25 protein-coding genes are annotated in these 14,737 nt (G+C 57.4%); 9 read left to right on the top strand and 16 right to left on the bottom strand.

The genetic code is table 11. From position 1 onward, the window contains the following. Positions 1 to 216: 216 nt before the first annotated feature. Both ATI14_RS19635 and ATI14_RS19640 read right to left on the bottom strand, forming a co-directional pair. Positions 217 to 819, bottom strand: coding sequence for a hypothetical protein (locus ATI14_RS19635; RefSeq protein ID WP_080520756.1), 603 nt, complete (start codon positions 817 to 819; stop codon positions 217 to 219). A gap of 35 nt (positions 820 to 854) precedes the next feature. After that, the gene (locus ATI14_RS19640; RefSeq protein WP_080519833.1) at positions 855 to 1,184 is read right to left on the bottom strand and encodes a hypothetical protein; all 330 of its coding nucleotides are present in this window, start codon (positions 1,182 to 1,184) and stop codon (positions 855 to 857) included. Positions 1,185 to 1,343: 159 nt separating this feature from the next. On the opposite strand from ATI14_RS19640, the gene ATI14_RS19645 reads away from it, so the two are divergent. Beyond that, positions 1,344 to 1,868, top strand: coding sequence for a hypothetical protein (locus ATI14_RS19645; protein ID WP_080519834.1), 525 nt, complete (start codon positions 1,344 to 1,346; stop codon positions 1,866 to 1,868). Here ATI14_RS19645 and ATI14_RS19650 read toward each other — a convergent pair. The 9 genes from ATI14_RS19650 to ATI14_RS19680 all read right to left on the bottom strand — a co-directional run bounded on the left by ATI14_RS19650 (position 1,849) and on the right by ATI14_RS19680 (position 5,944). Continuing rightward, a complete protein-coding gene (locus ATI14_RS19650; protein WP_080519835.1) occupies positions 1,849 to 2,058 on the bottom strand; it encodes a hypothetical protein in 210 nt (69 codons plus the stop codon). The two genes, ATI14_RS19645 and ATI14_RS19650, sit on opposite strands and share 20 nt — an antisense overlap. A gap of 43 nt (positions 2,059 to 2,101) precedes the next feature. Then, positions 2,102 to 2,278 carry a hypothetical protein gene (locus ATI14_RS31195; RefSeq protein ID WP_155773646.1) on the bottom strand — a complete coding sequence of 59 codons (177 nt, stop codon included), beginning with the start codon at positions 2,276 to 2,278 and terminating at the stop codon, positions 2,102 to 2,104. A 555-nt stretch (positions 2,279 to 2,833) separates the two neighbouring features. Further along, positions 2,834 to 3,076: a hypothetical protein gene (locus tag ATI14_RS31200; protein WP_155773647.1), complete on the bottom strand. Its 243-nt coding sequence runs from the start codon at positions 3,074 to 3,076 to the stop codon at positions 2,834 to 2,836. 9 nt (positions 3,077 to 3,085) lie between these two features. Then, positions 3,086 to 3,508: a hypothetical protein gene (locus ATI14_RS19655; protein ID WP_080519836.1), complete on the bottom strand. Its 423-nt coding sequence runs from the start codon at positions 3,506 to 3,508 to the stop codon at positions 3,086 to 3,088. Positions 3,509 to 3,935: 427 nt separating this feature from the next. Continuing rightward, positions 3,936 to 4,175, bottom strand: coding sequence for a hypothetical protein (locus ATI14_RS19660; RefSeq protein ID WP_080519837.1), 240 nt, complete (start codon positions 4,173 to 4,175; stop codon positions 3,936 to 3,938). 121 nt (positions 4,176 to 4,296) lie between these two features. After that, the gene (locus ATI14_RS19665; protein WP_017254544.1) at positions 4,297 to 4,623 is read right to left on the bottom strand and encodes a hypothetical protein; all 327 of its coding nucleotides are present in this window, start codon (positions 4,621 to 4,623) and stop codon (positions 4,297 to 4,299) included. Positions 4,624 to 4,704: 81 nt separating this feature from the next. After that, the gene (locus ATI14_RS19670; protein ID WP_080519838.1) at positions 4,705 to 5,019 is read right to left on the bottom strand and encodes a hypothetical protein; all 315 of its coding nucleotides are present in this window, start codon (positions 5,017 to 5,019) and stop codon (positions 4,705 to 4,707) included. Further along, positions 5,016 to 5,297: a hypothetical protein gene (locus ATI14_RS19675; RefSeq protein ID WP_080519839.1), complete on the bottom strand. Its 282-nt coding sequence runs from the start codon at positions 5,295 to 5,297 to the stop codon at positions 5,016 to 5,018. The genes ATI14_RS19670 and ATI14_RS19675 overlap by 4 nt, the downstream gene beginning before the upstream one ends. Positions 5,298 to 5,563: 266 nt before the next feature. Beyond that, complete coding sequence (locus ATI14_RS19680) at positions 5,564 to 5,944, bottom strand: LuxR C-terminal-related transcriptional regulator (protein WP_080519840.1); 381 nt, start codon at positions 5,942 to 5,944, stop codon at positions 5,564 to 5,566. A 647-nt stretch (positions 5,945 to 6,591) separates the two neighbouring features. On the opposite strand from ATI14_RS19680, the gene ATI14_RS19685 reads away from it, so the two are divergent. Then, positions 6,592 to 6,903, top strand: coding sequence for a DUF1654 domain-containing protein (locus ATI14_RS19685; RefSeq protein WP_080519841.1), 312 nt, complete (start codon positions 6,592 to 6,594; stop codon positions 6,901 to 6,903). Between the two features lie 48 nt (positions 6,904 to 6,951). Here ATI14_RS19685 and ATI14_RS19690 read toward each other — a convergent pair whose 3' ends face one another. From ATI14_RS19690 to ATI14_RS19715, 5 genes are all read right to left on the bottom strand, one after another. Beyond that, positions 6,952 to 7,455 (bottom strand): hypothetical protein, encoded by a 504-nt coding sequence (locus ATI14_RS19690; RefSeq protein ID WP_080519842.1) that lies wholly within the window; start codon positions 7,453 to 7,455, stop codon positions 6,952 to 6,954. A gap of 126 nt (positions 7,456 to 7,581) precedes the next feature. Next, on the bottom strand, positions 7,582 to 7,800 hold the full coding sequence (locus ATI14_RS19695; protein ID WP_080519843.1) for a hypothetical protein: 219 nt from the start codon (positions 7,798 to 7,800) through the stop codon (positions 7,582 to 7,584). A gap of 132 nt (positions 7,801 to 7,932) precedes the next feature. After that, positions 7,933 to 8,574 (bottom strand): hypothetical protein, encoded by a 642-nt coding sequence (locus ATI14_RS31675; protein ID WP_231124385.1) that lies wholly within the window; start codon positions 8,572 to 8,574, stop codon positions 7,933 to 7,935. 435 nt (positions 8,575 to 9,009) lie between these two features. After that, positions 9,010 to 9,249: a hypothetical protein gene (locus ATI14_RS19710; RefSeq protein WP_080519845.1), complete on the bottom strand. Its 240-nt coding sequence runs from the start codon at positions 9,247 to 9,249 to the stop codon at positions 9,010 to 9,012. Between the two features lie 4 nt (positions 9,250 to 9,253). Beyond that, positions 9,254 to 10,114 (bottom strand): S24 family peptidase, encoded by an 861-nt coding sequence (locus ATI14_RS19715; RefSeq protein ID WP_080519846.1) that lies wholly within the window; start codon positions 10,112 to 10,114, stop codon positions 9,254 to 9,256. A 109-nt stretch (positions 10,115 to 10,223) separates the two neighbouring features. Here ATI14_RS19715 and ATI14_RS19720 point away from each other — a divergent pair, with 109 nt between their 5' ends. The 7 genes from ATI14_RS19720 to ATI14_RS19750 all read left to right on the top strand — a co-directional run bounded on the left by ATI14_RS19720 (position 10,224) and on the right by ATI14_RS19750 (position 14,734). Further along, entirely contained in the window at positions 10,224 to 10,424 is a 201-nt protein-coding gene (locus ATI14_RS19720) for a Cro/CI family transcriptional regulator (RefSeq protein ID WP_080519847.1), read from the top strand. 136 nt (positions 10,425 to 10,560) lie between these two features. After that, complete coding sequence (locus tag ATI14_RS19725) at positions 10,561 to 11,265, top strand: phage antirepressor KilAC domain-containing protein (RefSeq protein WP_080519848.1); 705 nt, start codon at positions 10,561 to 10,563, stop codon at positions 11,263 to 11,265. A gap of 11 nt (positions 11,266 to 11,276) precedes the next feature. Further along, positions 11,277 to 12,053, top strand: coding sequence for a helix-turn-helix domain-containing protein (locus ATI14_RS19730; protein WP_080519849.1), 777 nt, complete (start codon positions 11,277 to 11,279; stop codon positions 12,051 to 12,053). Continuing rightward, on the top strand, positions 12,050 to 12,736 hold the full coding sequence (locus tag ATI14_RS19735) for a replication protein P (protein WP_080519850.1): 687 nt from the start codon (positions 12,050 to 12,052) through the stop codon (positions 12,734 to 12,736). The genes ATI14_RS19730 and ATI14_RS19735 overlap by 4 nt, the downstream gene beginning before the upstream one ends. Continuing rightward, the gene (locus tag ATI14_RS19740; RefSeq protein WP_080519851.1) at positions 12,733 to 13,029 is read left to right on the top strand and encodes a DUF1364 domain-containing protein; all 297 of its coding nucleotides are present in this window, start codon (positions 12,733 to 12,735) and stop codon (positions 13,027 to 13,029) included. Before ATI14_RS19735 ends, ATI14_RS19740 begins: the two co-directional genes overlap by 4 nt. Continuing rightward, entirely contained in the window at positions 13,026 to 13,457 is a 432-nt protein-coding gene (locus ATI14_RS19745; protein WP_080519852.1) for a VRR-NUC domain-containing protein, read from the top strand. The genes ATI14_RS19740 and ATI14_RS19745 overlap by 4 nt, the downstream gene beginning before the upstream one ends. Beyond that, positions 13,454 to 14,734, top strand: coding sequence for a tyrosine-type recombinase/integrase (locus ATI14_RS19750; RefSeq protein ID WP_080519853.1), 1,281 nt, complete (start codon positions 13,454 to 13,456; stop codon positions 14,732 to 14,734). The genes ATI14_RS19745 and ATI14_RS19750 overlap by 4 nt, the downstream gene beginning before the upstream one ends. Positions 14,735 to 14,737: the final 3 nt, after the last annotated feature.

The raw sequence follows: 14,737 nt of genomic DNA on the forward strand, positions 1-14,737 counted from the left end.
GATACACAAATTCCATAAATATGTATTCCTTAATATTTATTATTTGGTTGTTTGATCTAGGTGCGAGATCAACTATATGGGTGGTTGCCGGTGGTATAGTGTTCGCTTTTCTATCTGAGTTATTTCATTATCGATTATTCTTAAAGAGGCCTAGCTCTCTTTATGGTGTTTGGTTAGTTCAAAAGCGATAGGGCGATTAGGTAATAAGGGTGGCGATCATGGCGTCACCCGTTTGAACTCGACCACCCAGACCCACGGGTTGGCGTTCCACGACTCGGCGCCGTTGATCCCCACCCACAACTCGCGCCAAGCGTCGAAAGGGTCAGTCCATCTGCCCGGGCCTGGTTCAGATTTGAAGGGATGGAAAGCGTAATCACCGTCACCCTGGTGGATTCGGTTGATGCCCTCGGCGATGTAGCGGCTTTCGAACGCGGTCTCCCCATCGCCATCCTGCAACCGCTCGACGCGCACGTCGGTGATCTCCAGCAGGATGCGGCTGTGCCGCCGGAACATGTGAATGGCAGGTGTCCACTTCTTCACTTGGCAGTGCGCGCCGTCGTCGGTGTCGGCGCGATACGTCAGCCGGCAGCCGATATCGGCGTGAGTCTCGCGCACCCACAGCCGGTCGCCGGGCTTGCCGTAGGGGCAGGCAATTGGGTATTCCATGCCCTCATGGTCAGACGTGAAGTCGCCAAATGCGTTGTATGGCCACCAGTCGTTGCCGTGGTCAAGCATGCTGAAGCCGTAGGCGTGCGCCTTGGTCGCTTTCACTGGCCGCCGCGTGACCGTCTTCCGGCCTTCCTGGATGGCGCGCACCATCGGCGCCGAGAACAGGATGGGACGCTCCTTGACGTTCACGGTGCCACCTCCCGGCGCGCCCACCAGCAGACCGGGCCGTCGTCAGTGTCATGAATAGCGAGGCAGAACCAGCCTTCACCATCTGGGCGATCTGGTTCCCAGTAGCTGCAGTCCGGGTCGCCAGCTTCGAAATAGCGCTCAGAGACCGCTTCGTCGCTGTGGTATTCGAGGCTCACCATCTGCACCTCCAACGACTGCTCGGCAACCCAGGCTTTGACCTTATCACCGTCGCCCTCGTCGAAGGGCGGCATATCTGGGTGAGCGAACATGCCGTATTCATCGCGCACGACCGGGGCTGACTGGATCAATTTGATTTCTTCAGGCATGACTTCGTCCTTGCCGCTATAGCGGCTGACTTTGAAGGGGGAGGGCTACAGCGAGGGATTGACGTGTTTCAGTGCGTAACGCTTGTTTGCGATGGAATAACGGCTGCTCAGCTGCGTCATACGCAATATTTTCATAGCCGGTAGTGGTAGGAAGTCTTTATGAGGAAGCCAATTTTCTTGAGTCTTCGCAATGCTCAGGTTCTTGCGATTGCGTTGAGGGCTGGGTCCATAGCAATCATTGTAAATATGGCCATGCTGGCAGTGGCTGATAAGTTTGGACTAGTCACCGCTCGAGGCGGCCTTCTCAAGTTGGCGTCGAATTTTCTGGTCGCGCAAATGAGTCAATACGGGGAAGCTCAGGCTGCTTCATGGCTGATAGATTTCACCGGCACACCTGTTTTTCAGGCTGCTTTTCATTTTGTTGTGGGCTTACTCATGGCAGTGGTGTTCGTGAAATTCGCGGGTGGATATTTAGAGCGATATGCCTGGTCTGCGGGCCTTATCGCAGCAACATTTGTTTGGATCATCAATGCCGCGGTCATTCTTCCTCTTCTGGGAGAGGGCGTTGCGGGAAGCCATGCAATTAGCCCAACTGGCATTATCTACTTCGCAGTTGCCCACACGGCATTTTTCATACTCCTTTCATTAGATGCCAAGCGTCGTCTTATTGCTGAATCACCCTAGCGAGCGGCGTTGCCTCGAATGTTCGGCAGCAGCAGGCGCTGAAAAGCCACCAGCGCCTCATGTACATCTCGGCGCAGTCGGCGGACATGATGTGCAGGTACGGGGTTTGCTGGGCGCGTTTGATGATCCAGGCGGCAACCGCCGGGCGCGCAAGCAGCTTGGCGACAATGCGCCAGAGCAAGTTGATCACGGGGAGTCCTTGCCGGGCCATGCCCGGGCTGTGGAGTGGAGAGTTAAAGCGATGCTTCGCCGGTGTCGATCTTGCGGAGCTCTGTAACCTCGATGCGGTTGGTGCCGTCGGTGATCACCCAGCACGGCAGTTCAAGATTTCGGAAGGTGCCGTGGTAATTGCGGTAGGCGCCGAGCGCCGCTTTCCTGAAACAGTCCGCGACAACTTTGCCAATAGGCATTGGCTGCCCCCCCCCCTAGCAGACAGAGATCGAACACAGCAGCGTTTTGAATGCGTTTTGCTGCCGCGCGGATGGTGTTCGGGGCCAGTTGGAATTCCTTGGCGACCTCAACGACGTGCTTATAGACCAAGGCGTCGTGTATTCGCTGATCGCGCTCGCCGTTGCGCAGGCCAGCGTAGATGACTGCTTGCATGGGTTATCTCCAAGCGTGCGCCTGCCTCGCCGGCTGGCGTGATTCGTTTAAAGGGGGTATTGATGTACTTCGGACATTCGGCCCGTTAGGGGAACTGATATGGCCTGGGTAGTTGTGCTTACAAGTCCCGGCGGCGACAGATTTTATGGTGAAGCTATCGATCGCGATGGCATTCGATATCGTTGTGCCACTCCGGCTCAAGCGGAAGCCTTTCAGACAAAGTCAGACGCAGAAGCAAGCTTCTATTACTTCCGATTTATGAGGGCCTTGGACGGATATCAGATTGAGGCAGTAGAGATCTAAGTGGCTCATGCGTTATCTGTGCGCATGTTTCGCCGGCTGGCGTGATTCGTTAGTTTGGTCTATTGATTTGCACCCGACACAGCCAAACGGTGGCAGCTATGAGCGCGAAAACCGATGTGGAAGCGATACGCCTTATCGACGATGAGGTAGTGCGGCTGCTCAGCCTTCCAGAGGAAAGGCTTGAGGCCGAGGTGCGCCTGGGGCTCAAGCTGATCGCTGACCTGGCCCGGTGGCGTGACCTTATCGACTACCGAGCCTGCTGGCACAGTTTGTTGATATGGGGTATTACGGGTGACCGGCATGGAGTCGGATCAGGCGGCTACGGCGTCTTCGAATTTGATCAGCAGGCTGCGAGTGTCGTTGGTGCAGCCGTCTTCTTTGACGCAGTACGTGGCCGGGGTGTGTTCGTAGATCCGTGTGATAACGCCTTGTTTGACCCTGGTGCCGATAGGCAGCGGCGGCTCGGGCTTGAACTCTTCAGCCCACGCCTTAACCGCCAGGTCCTCGGCCCGATCTACGAGATAGTCGACCTCGTCCAGCGCTTCCATGTCATCCCGCGTAGTGTCCCAGGACGCATACTTATCGAGTTCCTTTGCCAGCTCAAAACCGTCCATGTGGCGGCGGTAGTGCTGGGCGATGGTGTCGGCATCTCCATTTATCTTTTCAGCAACAACGGTGCAAGCCGCGAGGATCATTGCTTTATCAGCCTTCGGGCGTGGAGGAATGTTGCTCATGGATTATCTCCAGTCAGGCGCCGCCCTCCGTGATATCGGATGGAGGCGGAATGATTGATAGCGTTACTGGGTGGGGAAATTTACAATTTCTGTTTTATCATGGAGATGAATAGATGTTCCCCAAGTACGTGCGTCCGGTTGGCTATGGTTTGGTGGTAGTAGGAACGATCTCACTACTATTTTCGGCATTCGAGTTATTTGCGGGAAGAGACTCTCTGTTCGCCGTGGCTAAATCAGCAGTGTTTGTTCTGGTTGGTGTTTGGATTATCAAGAGCGCAGTGAAGGTCTAGCTACATCCCAAAGTGACAATTTCACACAGCTGTCGCCCTCCGTTACCGGATGCAGCGAGTAGGGTGGGTTACGCGGCCATGAGCAAGTCGCAGAGCAGCGACGTCTGCAGAGCTGCTGGTTGAGAAACTAAGTTGGATTAGCCGAACAGCGACAACTCTTTGAGTTTCCGCTCCGTGGCCCAATCGAATTTTGTCTGAGCGGTGTCAGCTTGATCCTCAGTAATCATGCCTGCGCAAGTCAGGCCGATTACAAAGCCGTGAGCTTTCGCGCCGTACTTCACTGCGAGGATCATTGATCCAGCAGTCTCGATCTCTCTGAGAATTTTTTCAGCAGCCCCCAGCGCTGCGACCGGCAAGTCGAAACTGTCACTGGTCATCGTCCACTCCGCACGCACAAGATTCTATGGCTCTAGGCCTGACGGGGCGTCTCGCCCTTTATAAATCACGACCCTAGCAGTAACCCGGGGTTCAAAATAACGAAATGATCCGCTTATGAGCTCAGGCTGGCGAAAAATATTCGTCGCCTGGATCGTTGCGTAATTCTCGCAGACTTTCGCTATGAAAGGCTCGCGCCACGTTTGCGCTAATCACGATTTCGTGGCGCGGATAGCTCAAGAAGTCCGCAAGCTCGTCGTCGCCCATCAGATCCATTTTCATGATGGCGATCTGCAGGACCTCGCTGATGATCGGCACCTGGCCGCGCAGCCGAATACGCTCCATGGCCTGCTCTATGCCAGGCCTGACCTTGTGCCGCAATTCCTTCTCGGCGACCGCCAGACGCTTCTGCGCTGCCTTGGCCGATCGTTCCTGAACAGTCTTGGCCATGGCCTACCTCTTCTATTCCGCTGGCCGGCAGTGCCAAGCATGCTGGTCTGCGCCGCGCGGCGCTTATCTTGCTGATTCGCCTCATGGGGTTTCAGCGAACTTGAAGCCGTTCTCTCTGGCAATGAGCCGGGCGCGCTTGTGGTCGATGCCGAGCGTAGCGGCTGCCTTGTTGATCGACATGCCGCTCTCGGCCCGTTGCTTGAGCCCCGGTGCCAGCCTGTCGCGTTCGGCGCGCAACTTGCTGCTGTGCCCGCCGCCATAGGTGCCGTCCTTCACGCCGCTTACGCCTTGGGCGACTTCCTGCACCCTGCGCCCGGCGCCAAAGAAGGCATCCAGCTGCTGGTTCAAGGTGTCGATGATCGAGTCACGCGGGTTGGGCATTGGCTCGCCGATCATTGGGCACAGCCTGAGAGCGTCACCTTCACGCCATCGGCACGAGATTCCAGCGCCTGGGCCAGGTTGCTGGCTTCCTTCCAGTTCCAGCGGAAGCCCTTCACCTTGCCGGTGGAGAGCTCCACGATGTGGTACGCGTTGCCGACGTTCTTGATCTGGAAGCGGATCTTCTGCACGGGCTGCTCCTTGCCAATCAGGGCGTAGAACTTGTCGGTGGCAATGCGGGAGCGCAAGTGCAGGGCCGCAACCCCGTCAACGCGCTGTTGAATTGATGCGTGCATGGCGAATACCTCAGTGGGTTGCGTTTATTCGTCAGCAACCTGACCGCCTGCTGTTTGCCGTTGGGCGCAGGGGAGGGTGCTGACGGGTAAAGGCGAGGCGTAAAAAAGCCCGATCGGAACCGGGCTTTTCGTTCTGTCACAAACGCCTCCGTGCGTGACAGGTCAGCAGAGCCCTTTGGGGCCGTGCAGGTATCTTTGTTTTTACATGGCTGCCAATCCTCCGTGCAGGGTTGCAATTGCGGCGACTCGCTCTGGCAGTTGTTTGATCAGGCGAGCAACACCGGCTGTTCGGCGCGGCGCACCATCCTGACTTGTGCAGTGCGACGTTCCGGCACCCGGCGATCACGACGCATCGACTCATCACCGATCATTGCGTGCATGGCGATCAGCGCTGCCAGGACAAAGCACATCGGCGAGATGATCTGGCGGCGCATGGCCTCGGCGATCATCGCTGTCTGGCGGGTCACGCCGAGCTTGAACATCGCGCAGGAAAGACGCTTGGCCACGGTGCAGGCTGCCACGTCGAACTGACGGGCAATCTCCTTTGCCGTCATGCCCTGGGCGGCGCCCAGCAGGTAATGCAGTTCTTTTGGCGCAAGGCCACGTCCGAGGTGACCCTTCCATACGCCGCTGATGATTTCGTCCATCGCTTTGACTCCCGGTTGGTTTCCCGTCAGGCCCTGTTTCCAAGGCCTATCGGTGAAACCCCCGGCCTCGCTACTGGCGACAGGCCGGGGTTGTTGCGTCAGCGGTGTGGCCCGTTGCCCGCTGCTGATTGCAGGGCTGGCCGTTCGTCTTCGTGGGTGGGCTTCGAGCTTCCTACTCACAGCGTCAAACAGCATTTGTTCGCCGTGGATCACAGGTCCTTACAACATGCACGCTACAGCTCTGAGTGCCCTGATTGAGTGGGGCAGGGTGCATGAGGTCCGGCGCGCCCAGCCGAAGCTATCGGGCCCGCTAATTCAAATCTTATGGAGCGTGCCTTGACCCGCTACTGGCGTCGGTCACCGGCTTGAATCAAATGTTTCTCCAGCCGCGGGCCTTTCGGCTTGTTCTCCCGCTGGATAACTGTTCTTGGCGCTTTACGCTGCACGCCCGGGTCAGTTGCCAACCCTCTGAACCGTTGAGGCCGGTTCATCGCTGCCTTCCATCTGGCCGGTTGTTATCCGGCGATGACTTAAGTTAACCGGCGGTTTATGTATCAGTCAATACCGCCGGTTAATTTATTTTGCGTGCTGGTGGGGTAAGATCTTTGTATGCTGTATGTACATACAGTGCTTGATGGAGGGTTAAGATGGTCAGCGCACAGAAGAATCAAGAACAAAAAACAGAAATGAGCGGCATGGAGCGCCTGGCGCTGCGGGTCTCATCGATGATCAATCACCCCGTCGCCCAGGCGCAGCGCTGGGTTACGATTCATCGCCTTGACACGGATGGGGATCGGGAGTGGGAGGAGGTGCTGAGCGTGATCGCTGATACCGACGAACTTGAGCTGACACTCAATGACGACGGCAGCGTGACGGTGAGGTGGGAGCAGCAGGAAGTCGAGGCGGCGGGAAGGGGGGAGGTCGCTTTTGAGCCAGAAGAAGAGGCGGCGCCTTTCTGACTGGCAAGAAAAAGCCCGCGCTGGGCGGGCTACATATCGGCGGCAGACCTAGTTAGAAAATTTCACCTCGGTAGTCAGTGCTTCTTTTGCCGCCTGGTACGCAGATTTAGCTTGCTGGTCTGTAGTGCGATACGGACTCATCGTAGTGAGATAGGCTGACCATTTCGCGTATAGGTCCTTGCTCAACTCTGCTTGTTTCGCCGGCACTTTGGCTGCTTTAAGCCGAGTCACAGCCTCGTCGCCCTGGGCCCTGGCGTGCTTGAAGCACTCCATAAGCGAATTGCTGTACTCGGCAATCAGTGGGCGATTGCTGTACCGAACCGCATAGCTACCTGTCGTTGCCTCAAGGTCGCACTGCCATGCCGGGAGGTCTAGCTGGCGAGAAAAGTTAATAGCCTCTGGAGATTTCGGGTCGTACTTGAAATCAATGGGCTTAAACACGTGCGGAGCCTTGGGTGCAGGCGAAGAGGCCGACGTCTTTTGTTGTGGCGCCACACAGCCAGCCAACGTCATCGTTAAAACAGCAAGCAGAGTGCAGGTTTTCAAGCGCATGGTATCCCTCCCGTAATTGAGTCAGCACTTTACCATTCGTGGCGTACAGCCACCATTGGCGGGCTATGTCTTCAGATCGGGCAGATCAGAAACACGTAACCGTATTGATGAATAACTCCGATGAAGTCAGTGGGGCACAGGAGAGAAGATCGCCCGGGCGGCTGCGTCCAGTTGGGCGTCTGCCTCCATCAGCTCAGCTTCTTTGATTTCAATCGCGCACTCGTAGGCACATAGCAAGCACTGCAGCAGCTCAAAGTCTGAAATCTTCGCAAGATCATCTTTCAGATCTGGGTGCTGACTGAGTAGCAGCTCCCGGATCTCTTCAGCGCTCTTCGGCATATCCATAGGCGATCGCTCCATAGCTTGGCCTGATTTTAGTCAAGTAGAGCGGAGTGGGGCACAACCGCTGATCGATAGACTATGAGAGTACGCTTTCCAGATACAAGAAGCCCGGCGCTGGGCCGGGCCTAATTTTTCTTACTTCGACGGAGCGGTGGGCGGCTGGGCGTCTGTGGACTCGGATTTCCCAGCCTGGAACGCGGACATGGTCGTCTGCATGGCGCCTAAGACGTTGGCTTGGTTGGCGTAATACGCGCCAACCAAAATTGCCACCACGGCTAAAAGCTGGACAATTACTGCCGCCCAGTAATTAGACTTCACTGTAGCTGCCTGCTTGGCTGCGTCTTCGGCGCCTTCAGCTGCCTTTGTGACGCGCTCAGCAAGTAGCTCGAAGCGTTTATCACGCTCAAGCTGTGCTTTATCTCGCTCTGCCTGCGATGCTAGGAAGCTCTCAATTTTCGCAGACACGGATTCTACGCGAGCATCCATCTTGACTTCGATGGTCTCGAGCTTTGCGTTGAATTCTTCGCGAGTAATGTCGTTCATGGGTTCAGTATGGACAGCCTTCTTGGGCTTGTCACCTGCGCTCTCTTGCTGCCGCCTTAGAAATTTTGGCACATCAAGATAGTCTAGGTCTTCAGGCACCTCGTAAGATTTTAGATCCCGCCGAAGAATTTCCTCTGCGAGTTTTGCGAGCGAATCGAACTCGTCTTTGGCGTTTGGTACCAGGGTCATGCCTTCCGGCAGGTGCCAATCATGGAATAGTTTTTCACTCGCCATGCTTTATGCCTTGGACGACCTTAAGGCGCCCTTGAACCATCGCGGCGTTCAAGAAAACTGTATTTGCGCACGTCAGACACACGACTGCGTAATGGTAATTTGGGTAAGGCCTATCCCCCATCATCAATCTGCTCCCATCGGGAGCCATCGAGGGCATATCGCATGGCGCGACTACATTATTGCGCGTGGTCCCATCAGGAAGGACCATGTCTGACGCAGCGCACCCCCACTGATCGTTTGCGCAAACCGAGCACTTGAATTTAGAGCCCGTTCCAGGTGAAACCATGTCCAGGTACTGAAAAATTACTTTTGGCTCGCACCAGTAATCGAGATCGTGGATGCTTCCAACATTCAGGTGTTCTACATCGTCGCTCATCATCTTTCCTTGTTTGATTCCTATAAGCGCATCACGACCATCTAACCCGGCGCGGCCAACTATTCAATCTTGCCCCGCACAATCCCTCCCGCCTTAACCTCATCCGCATACCCGGCCAGCCGATCCTCGCCCGCATGAAGCACCGTGCACATCTTCAGCACGGCCTGGGCGTCCGCCTCGTTACCTGCCAGGCTCAGCCGCTCCGCAATCCTCATTAGCTCCACGGCGGACCACTTGAGGTCTGAGGCGACGCCCTGCAGGTCGCGCTTGAGGTCTTGGTTTGGCTTGTTCAGGGACATAGCGTCACACCGGTTGTCCGTTCCACACGTAGAGCACCCGGGCAAGGATATGGGTGTCATCAACACGAATATCCTCGGGATCATGGTGCTTGTTGTCCGAGATCATCTTGAATCGGTCCCTGCCTTTCTTCTGCAGGCGCTTCACGTACAACATTTCGTCGTGGGAGAAGAGGTAGATCCCGTCCCCGGTGAACTCCCGGATCGTGATGTCCACGAGCAGCGGGTCGCGATCCTTGATCGTCGGCGCCATGGACTGACCCCACCCGGTGATCATCTTGAGATGGAAGTGCTCTTTGAAGGTGACGCCCAGGTCGCGTAGATGCTTTGGGCTGACCCTGATGTCTTGGAGCATTTCTGGATATTCGTGCGGGATCTGTCCGCCGCCCATCGCAGCGCGTACGTCGTAGTGCGCAATCCAAACCTCGTCACCAACTTGGCCAGGGCGAGAGAAGTCGACGGGGACCACGCTCCCCAAATCGCTTTGCTCGGCAGCCGCTAGGAGGTTTGCGCGAGCGACTTCTGAAAGACCTTTTCCTTTTGCTGCGAGCATCTGGCGAACCATTTCGGATGCTGACAGGCCGGAATCTTGATGATTGATACTCGTCAACCCAGCAATCTCAGCTGCTAGGCGCTTACTGAAACGCTCTACTGGCACACCGAGCAGCCTAGATAGGACGGCTGCGAATTTCGCGTTGAGCGGGTTCGTTCCGTTCAAATACATAGCTACTGCTGCGGCCGATATATCAGCCGCCTCTGCCAAGCTGGCCTGAGTTAGGCCTAGCGCATTCTTCTTCGAGACGAAGAGGGATTTTGCCGCTTCACACTCAGCCTTGAGTTCTGGGGACAGCTCTTTCTTTTTGGTCATTCGTGAAATTTAACCGTTGGTTAAGTTATTTGCGCTAACCGCCGGTATTGCCTGAAACCTAACCGCCGGTTAATATCGCAAGCACACATCATCCTTGTTGGACCAAGAAATGAAGAAGACGCCATTGCCAGAGCTGGTAGAGAGGATCGGGCAGACCGCTGTCGCCAAAGCACTCGGCGTCAGCTCTCCTGCCATCTCAAAAGCACTCCGAGCCGAACGAGATATTCAGGTTCAAGAGCACTCGGACGGCACATTCACTGCTGAGGAGATACGACCTTTTCCATCGCAAAGCAGTGCTCTGGTTGGGTGAATTTTCCCCTGATTCAGAAATCGGCAAAAGTGATTTGGATTAGCTGTTGATTCATCCAGCACTCAAATCGCAGACATAAAAAAACCGCCTGGCAGGGCGGTCCTTTCAACAAAACGTAAAACACTGTGGGGCCATTATGAACACACTTGTTGCTCCAAGCAATACGGTCAGCATGTCTAGTAGGGAGATCGCCGATCTCACCGGTAAACAGCACAAGGACGTCATTCGTGATATCCGGGTGATGCGCGAGGCTCTGCTCAAGGATGGCGCAGATTTGCGCCATCTTCAGGAACAGAAGGACGGGAGGGGTTACACCGCCGAATTCCTCCTTGACCGCGTACTCACTGAGACGCTTCTGACAGGTTACAGCATTCCACTTCGTCATCGTGTCGTGACACGACTCGGAGAGCTCGAAAAGGTGTCGCGACACGCTGTATCGATACCTTCCAACTTCGCCGAAGCTCTCCAGCTAGCCGCCGATCAGGCCAAGCAGAATGCTTCGCTGCACCAGGTCATTGAGCAGCAGGCGCCGAAGGTTCAAGCGCTTGAGCGCCTATCCGCCACCCAAGGCTCGATCTGCATAACCTCCGCTGCCAAGCAACTTGGCATCGGCCCGCTAAAGCTCTTCAAGTGGCTCAGCGACAACCGCTGGATCTACCGCCGCGCATCCTTTGCCGCTTGGTCGGCCTACCAGCCAAGGCTGACTGCGGGCCTGCTCGAACACAAGCTGGTCACGGTAGGGAAGGGCGCCGAGGTAGACCTGAAGGTGGTGGAGCAGGTCATGGTCACCCGTAAAGGCATCACCACTCTCGCCGAACAACTCCAAGGAAACTCGCTGTGAGCGTTCAAGCTATGTCATGGGCGCTTTCTTTGCCTGTGCAAACCCTCAAAGACTCCAGCGCGCGCCATGTGCTGCTGTGCCTGGCCAACTACGCCGGTTCAAACGGTGCTGGGGCCTTTCCGTCCGCATCTACCCTGGCCCAAGACACCGGGCTTTCCGAGCGCACAGTCCGTTACAAGCTTGACGATTTGGAGCAGTCCGGCCTGATCAAGAAGGGCAATCAGGCTATCGCAGCGGTGCACATTGATCGCCATGACCGCCGCCCAGTCGTTTATGACCTTCAAATATTGCGGGGTGCAAATCCTGCACCCCGTACAAAGCGGGGTGCAGATGACGCAACGGGGTGCAATTCACAACAGAGCGGGGTGCAGCCTGGAACAGAACGGGGTGCAGCGGCTGCACCCAATCCATCACTTAACCATCAAGGAACCGAAGAGCAGCAGCAGCGCGAGCTTGCCGATTTGATCGCTGAGCAGGATCGCCAAGCGCTGGATCAGCAAGATGATCGGCAGCGCTTCGCCATGTTTGCCGACTTCGTGCCGCCGGAAGACGCGCTGCAGACTCAACTGAAAATCGCCGGACTGCCGGCTGACTCCCTGACCGCTGAACTGCTGTCGGGCTTCAAGGGTTTCTTCGTCGCCAAAACATCCGTACTCGATACCGCCGCTGGTTGGTGCTTCAAGCTCGCCGGCTGGATCAAGCGGGAGCGCGCCGCCGCAGCGTCGAGTGCTGAGCCAGAAGGTGAGTCGGGCGGCAATGACTGGGCATCGAAAGGAGTTCGCCTGTGAACCGTTCAAGCAAACCGGTGGCCGCCAGTGAGCTCGTCGCACGCCGCCGCGCCGATCCGTCCTACGAAGGACCTGACAAATCGCCGGCGGTGGTCGCCGTTGACCCATCGACCCAAGCGGTAATCGACGATCTGTTCCTGCGTCTTCGCGGTGCCTGTGGCGCTTGGCGCCAGTCCTGGCCAACCGAAGCCGTCATGAACGCCTCAAAGCTTGAATGGCTCGGCGAGTTCATGCGCTCTGGCATTACCCGGATGGAGCAGATTGACCACGGAATGCGGGTTGTGAGCGCGAGCAAATCCGCGTTCGTGCCAGCTCCTGGGGTATTCGTCAGTTGGTGCTTTGCGCCAGAGGGGCTTGGGCTGCCCAGCGTCGAGTCTGCCTACGCCCAAGCGCTGCGCAACTGTCATCCCGCCATGCGCAACTGCTCGAAGTGGTATCACCCGGCCGTCTATCACGCGACCGCCGCTGCGGGCTTCCACAGCCTACCGCTTCTGTCGCGCGAACTTGGCCTGGCCAGCTTTGAAAAGCAGTACCTGAACCAGTGCCGCCGCATCTGGAAGGGCGAGCAACTCGAAGCTGTCCCGGTGGCTGAGTTGCCACGTCCCTCGCCAAAAATGACCCCGGATGTCGGGAACAGGGCACTGGCGGAATTGCGAGCACGGCGTGCAGGAGTCCCGCGATGAGCAAGCTCACCAACGCAGCGCGTGACCGTGATTGCCAAGTGCGCTTCCCTGGCTGTTCCTGCGAGCCATCGACAACCGTCCTCGCTCACTACCGGCTGGCCGGTACCTGCGGCGTAGGCATGAAACCAAATGATTTTCAGGGTGCATGGGCCTGCGGCTACTGCCACGACATTGCGGATGGCCGACTCAGAGCCCCGATACAACTGACCCGTGAAGAGGTCCGGCTGTATCTCGCCGAGGGCGTCATGCGCACCCAGGACATCCTGATCCGTGAAGGGAAGGTGAAAATTTGAAGCCGTTCGCCGTGCAGCCATTCAACCCCGCGCCGAAGCGGGCCAAAGCTGTCGACCGAGAAGGCCTGGAGCAGGCAGCGCTGATGAAAGAGATCGGCCTGCGCTACCCGGCGGCGGCGAAGCTGATCTACCACGTCCCGAACGGTGGGCACCGGCACAAGCTGGTAGCGATCAAGCTGAAAGAGCAGGGTGTGAAGGCCGGTGTTCCCGATCTGGTATTGCCGATGGCGCGCGGCGGGTACTTCGGGCTGTACATCGAATTCAAGGCCCGGGCGCCGTATGACGCTGCCGTGTCACCGGCCCAGGACGCATACCTTCAGGCGCTTACCGAGCAGGGATACCTGGCCATCGTCTGCCGTGGGCACGTCGACGCCATTGAGGCCATCAGGGCCTACCTACTTCAACCTCAAACCAGGGCGGCTGCATGACCCAGACAATGCTCACTTCATTCAGCGATGCGGAGATTCGCCGCCAGGCCAGCAACGCAGCAGTCCGCGACTTGCGTGACGCGCGATATCCCGGCGTGTACTTCCGCTTCCATCGAAACCGCGATCGCGGCACTTGGTACCTGGTGTCGGGCGGCAAGTGGGACAAGATCGCCGCGTTTCCTCAGCTGCCTGCGAAGGGGTTGATCGTCGCGTTGCCGAAGATCCGCGAGCGTTTGGCCGCCGACCCCAAAGCATCAGCCGCCGCCGGCACGTTGCAGACCGTTGGCGAGCTGCTCGACTGGTTCACCGCCCGCCAAGCCGTTGACCGCAGTCTATCGTCCAAGCGCCGATCAACTAACACCTCGATCATCTCGTGCCACCTGAAACCACGACTCGGCACCCTAGTGGTGGAGGACGTTGACCGGTCGACGCTCGACAAGCTGGTGATGTGGCCGATGCAGGCTGAAATGTCCCTGTCCTACGTCCGTCTGATGTGGGGAGTGCTGGTAGTCGCGTTCCGCCAGGCCGAGAAGCTGCGGCTGATCACCGCCAACCCCATCGCCGGCTTCAAGTTCACTGACTTCACCAAGGCCCGAATCCAGCCCAAGCCGTCACGGTTGCGTGCCGTGCAGCTCGAGGAAGTGATCTGCGAACTGGCCACCGGCTTCGACCAGCATCCACAGGACTGCATGCTGGCCCTGATGATGTTGTGCCACGGGACCCGCGCCGGCGAGACAAGGCAAGCGCAGTGGTCCCACTTCACCTTGGGTGAGCAGGGCGAGTGGTTCATTCCCACCGAGAACACCAAGACCCGCTGCGAGCATCACTTGCCGTTGACCCATCAGGTATGCGCGCTGCTGGAGCGGTATCGGGACTGGCAGTCAGCCAAAGGCTACAAGGGCACCTACGTGTTCCCGGCGCGGGGCCGTGGGCCGATCAGTGACAGCCAGGCCTGCGCAGTGTTCACCAGGCTGGGCAAGGGTGAGTGGACGAGCCATGACCTGCGCAAAGTGGCCCGGACCGGGTGGACTGACCTGGGCGTCGACTTCCTCATCGGCGAGATGCTGGTGAACCACACATTGACCCGCAACGTGCAGACCTACATCCACACCTCGGCTGAGTTGCTCAAGCGCGAGGCATTGGTGAAGTGGCACGACTGGTTAGACGGGAAGGGTTTTAACCTCATTCACCGCTCGACCATGACTAGAAGCGGAAATTCGCACAATGACGCCGAGGCCTTGAATGGCGAGGCCTCTAGCCAAATCCAGAAACCATAAAAG

The sequence above is a fragment of the Pseudomonas tolaasii NCPPB 2192 genome (assembly GCF_002813445.1).
Classification (GTDB): Bacteria; Pseudomonadota; Gammaproteobacteria; order Pseudomonadales; family Pseudomonadaceae; genus Aquipseudomonas; species Aquipseudomonas tolaasii.

What these genes read in the sequence shown, in the direction of transcription:
- ATI14_RS19635 (WP_080520756.1), bottom strand. Translation starts at nt 819, where the DNA reads ATGGTGCGCGCCATCCAGGAAGGCCGGAAGACGGTCACGCGGCGGCCA.
- ATI14_RS19640 (WP_080519833.1), bottom strand. Translation starts at nt 1,184, where the DNA reads ATGCCTGAAGAAATCAAATTGATCCAGTCAGCCCCGGTCGTGCGCGAT.
- ATI14_RS19645 (WP_080519834.1), top strand. Translation starts at nt 1,344, where the DNA reads ATGAGGAAGCCAATTTTCTTGAGTCTTCGCAATGCTCAGGTTCTTGCG.
- ATI14_RS31195 (WP_155773646.1), bottom strand. Translation starts at nt 2,278, where the DNA reads ATGCCTATTGGCAAAGTTGTCGCGGACTGTTTCAGGAAAGCGGCGCTC.
- ATI14_RS31200 (WP_155773647.1), bottom strand. Translation starts at nt 3,076, where the DNA reads ATGCCGGTCACCCGTAATACCCCATATCAACAAACTGTGCCAGCAGGC.
- ATI14_RS19655 (WP_080519836.1), bottom strand. Translation starts at nt 3,508, where the DNA reads ATGAGCAACATTCCTCCACGCCCGAAGGCTGATAAAGCAATGATCCTC.
- ATI14_RS19660 (WP_080519837.1), bottom strand. Translation starts at nt 4,175, where the DNA reads ATGACCAGTGACAGTTTCGACTTGCCGGTCGCAGCGCTGGGGGCTGCT.
- ATI14_RS19665 (WP_017254544.1), bottom strand. Translation starts at nt 4,623, where the DNA reads ATGGCCAAGACTGTTCAGGAACGATCGGCCAAGGCAGCGCAGAAGCGT.
- ATI14_RS19670 (WP_080519838.1), bottom strand. Translation starts at nt 5,019, where the DNA reads ATGATCGGCGAGCCAATGCCCAACCCGCGTGACTCGATCATCGACACC.
- ATI14_RS19675 (WP_080519839.1), bottom strand. Translation starts at nt 5,297, where the DNA reads ATGCACGCATCAATTCAACAGCGCGTTGACGGGGTTGCGGCCCTGCAC.
- ATI14_RS19680 (WP_080519840.1), bottom strand. Translation starts at nt 5,944, where the DNA reads ATGGACGAAATCATCAGCGGCGTATGGAAGGGTCACCTCGGACGTGGC.
- ATI14_RS19685 (WP_080519841.1), top strand. Translation starts at nt 6,592, where the DNA reads ATGGTCAGCGCACAGAAGAATCAAGAACAAAAAACAGAAATGAGCGGC.
- ATI14_RS19690 (WP_080519842.1), bottom strand. Translation starts at nt 7,455, where the DNA reads ATGCGCTTGAAAACCTGCACTCTGCTTGCTGTTTTAACGATGACGTTG.
- ATI14_RS19695 (WP_080519843.1), bottom strand. Translation starts at nt 7,800, where the DNA reads ATGGATATGCCGAAGAGCGCTGAAGAGATCCGGGAGCTGCTACTCAGT.
- ATI14_RS31675 (WP_231124385.1), bottom strand. Translation starts at nt 8,574, where the DNA reads ATGGCGAGTGAAAAACTATTCCATGATTGGCACCTGCCGGAAGGCATG.
- ATI14_RS19710 (WP_080519845.1), bottom strand. Translation starts at nt 9,249, where the DNA reads ATGTCCCTGAACAAGCCAAACCAAGACCTCAAGCGCGACCTGCAGGGC.
- ATI14_RS19715 (WP_080519846.1), bottom strand. Translation starts at nt 10,114, where the DNA reads ATGACCAAAAAGAAAGAGCTGTCCCCAGAACTCAAGGCTGAGTGTGAA.
- ATI14_RS19720 (WP_080519847.1), top strand. Translation starts at nt 10,224, where the DNA reads ATGAAGAAGACGCCATTGCCAGAGCTGGTAGAGAGGATCGGGCAGACC.
- ATI14_RS19725 (WP_080519848.1), top strand. Translation starts at nt 10,561, where the DNA reads ATGAACACACTTGTTGCTCCAAGCAATACGGTCAGCATGTCTAGTAGG.
- ATI14_RS19730 (WP_080519849.1), top strand. Translation starts at nt 11,277, where the DNA reads ATGTCATGGGCGCTTTCTTTGCCTGTGCAAACCCTCAAAGACTCCAGC.
- ATI14_RS19740 (WP_080519851.1), top strand. Translation starts at nt 12,733, where the DNA reads ATGAGCAAGCTCACCAACGCAGCGCGTGACCGTGATTGCCAAGTGCGC.
- ATI14_RS19750 (WP_080519853.1), top strand. Translation starts at nt 13,454, where the DNA reads ATGACCCAGACAATGCTCACTTCATTCAGCGATGCGGAGATTCGCCGC.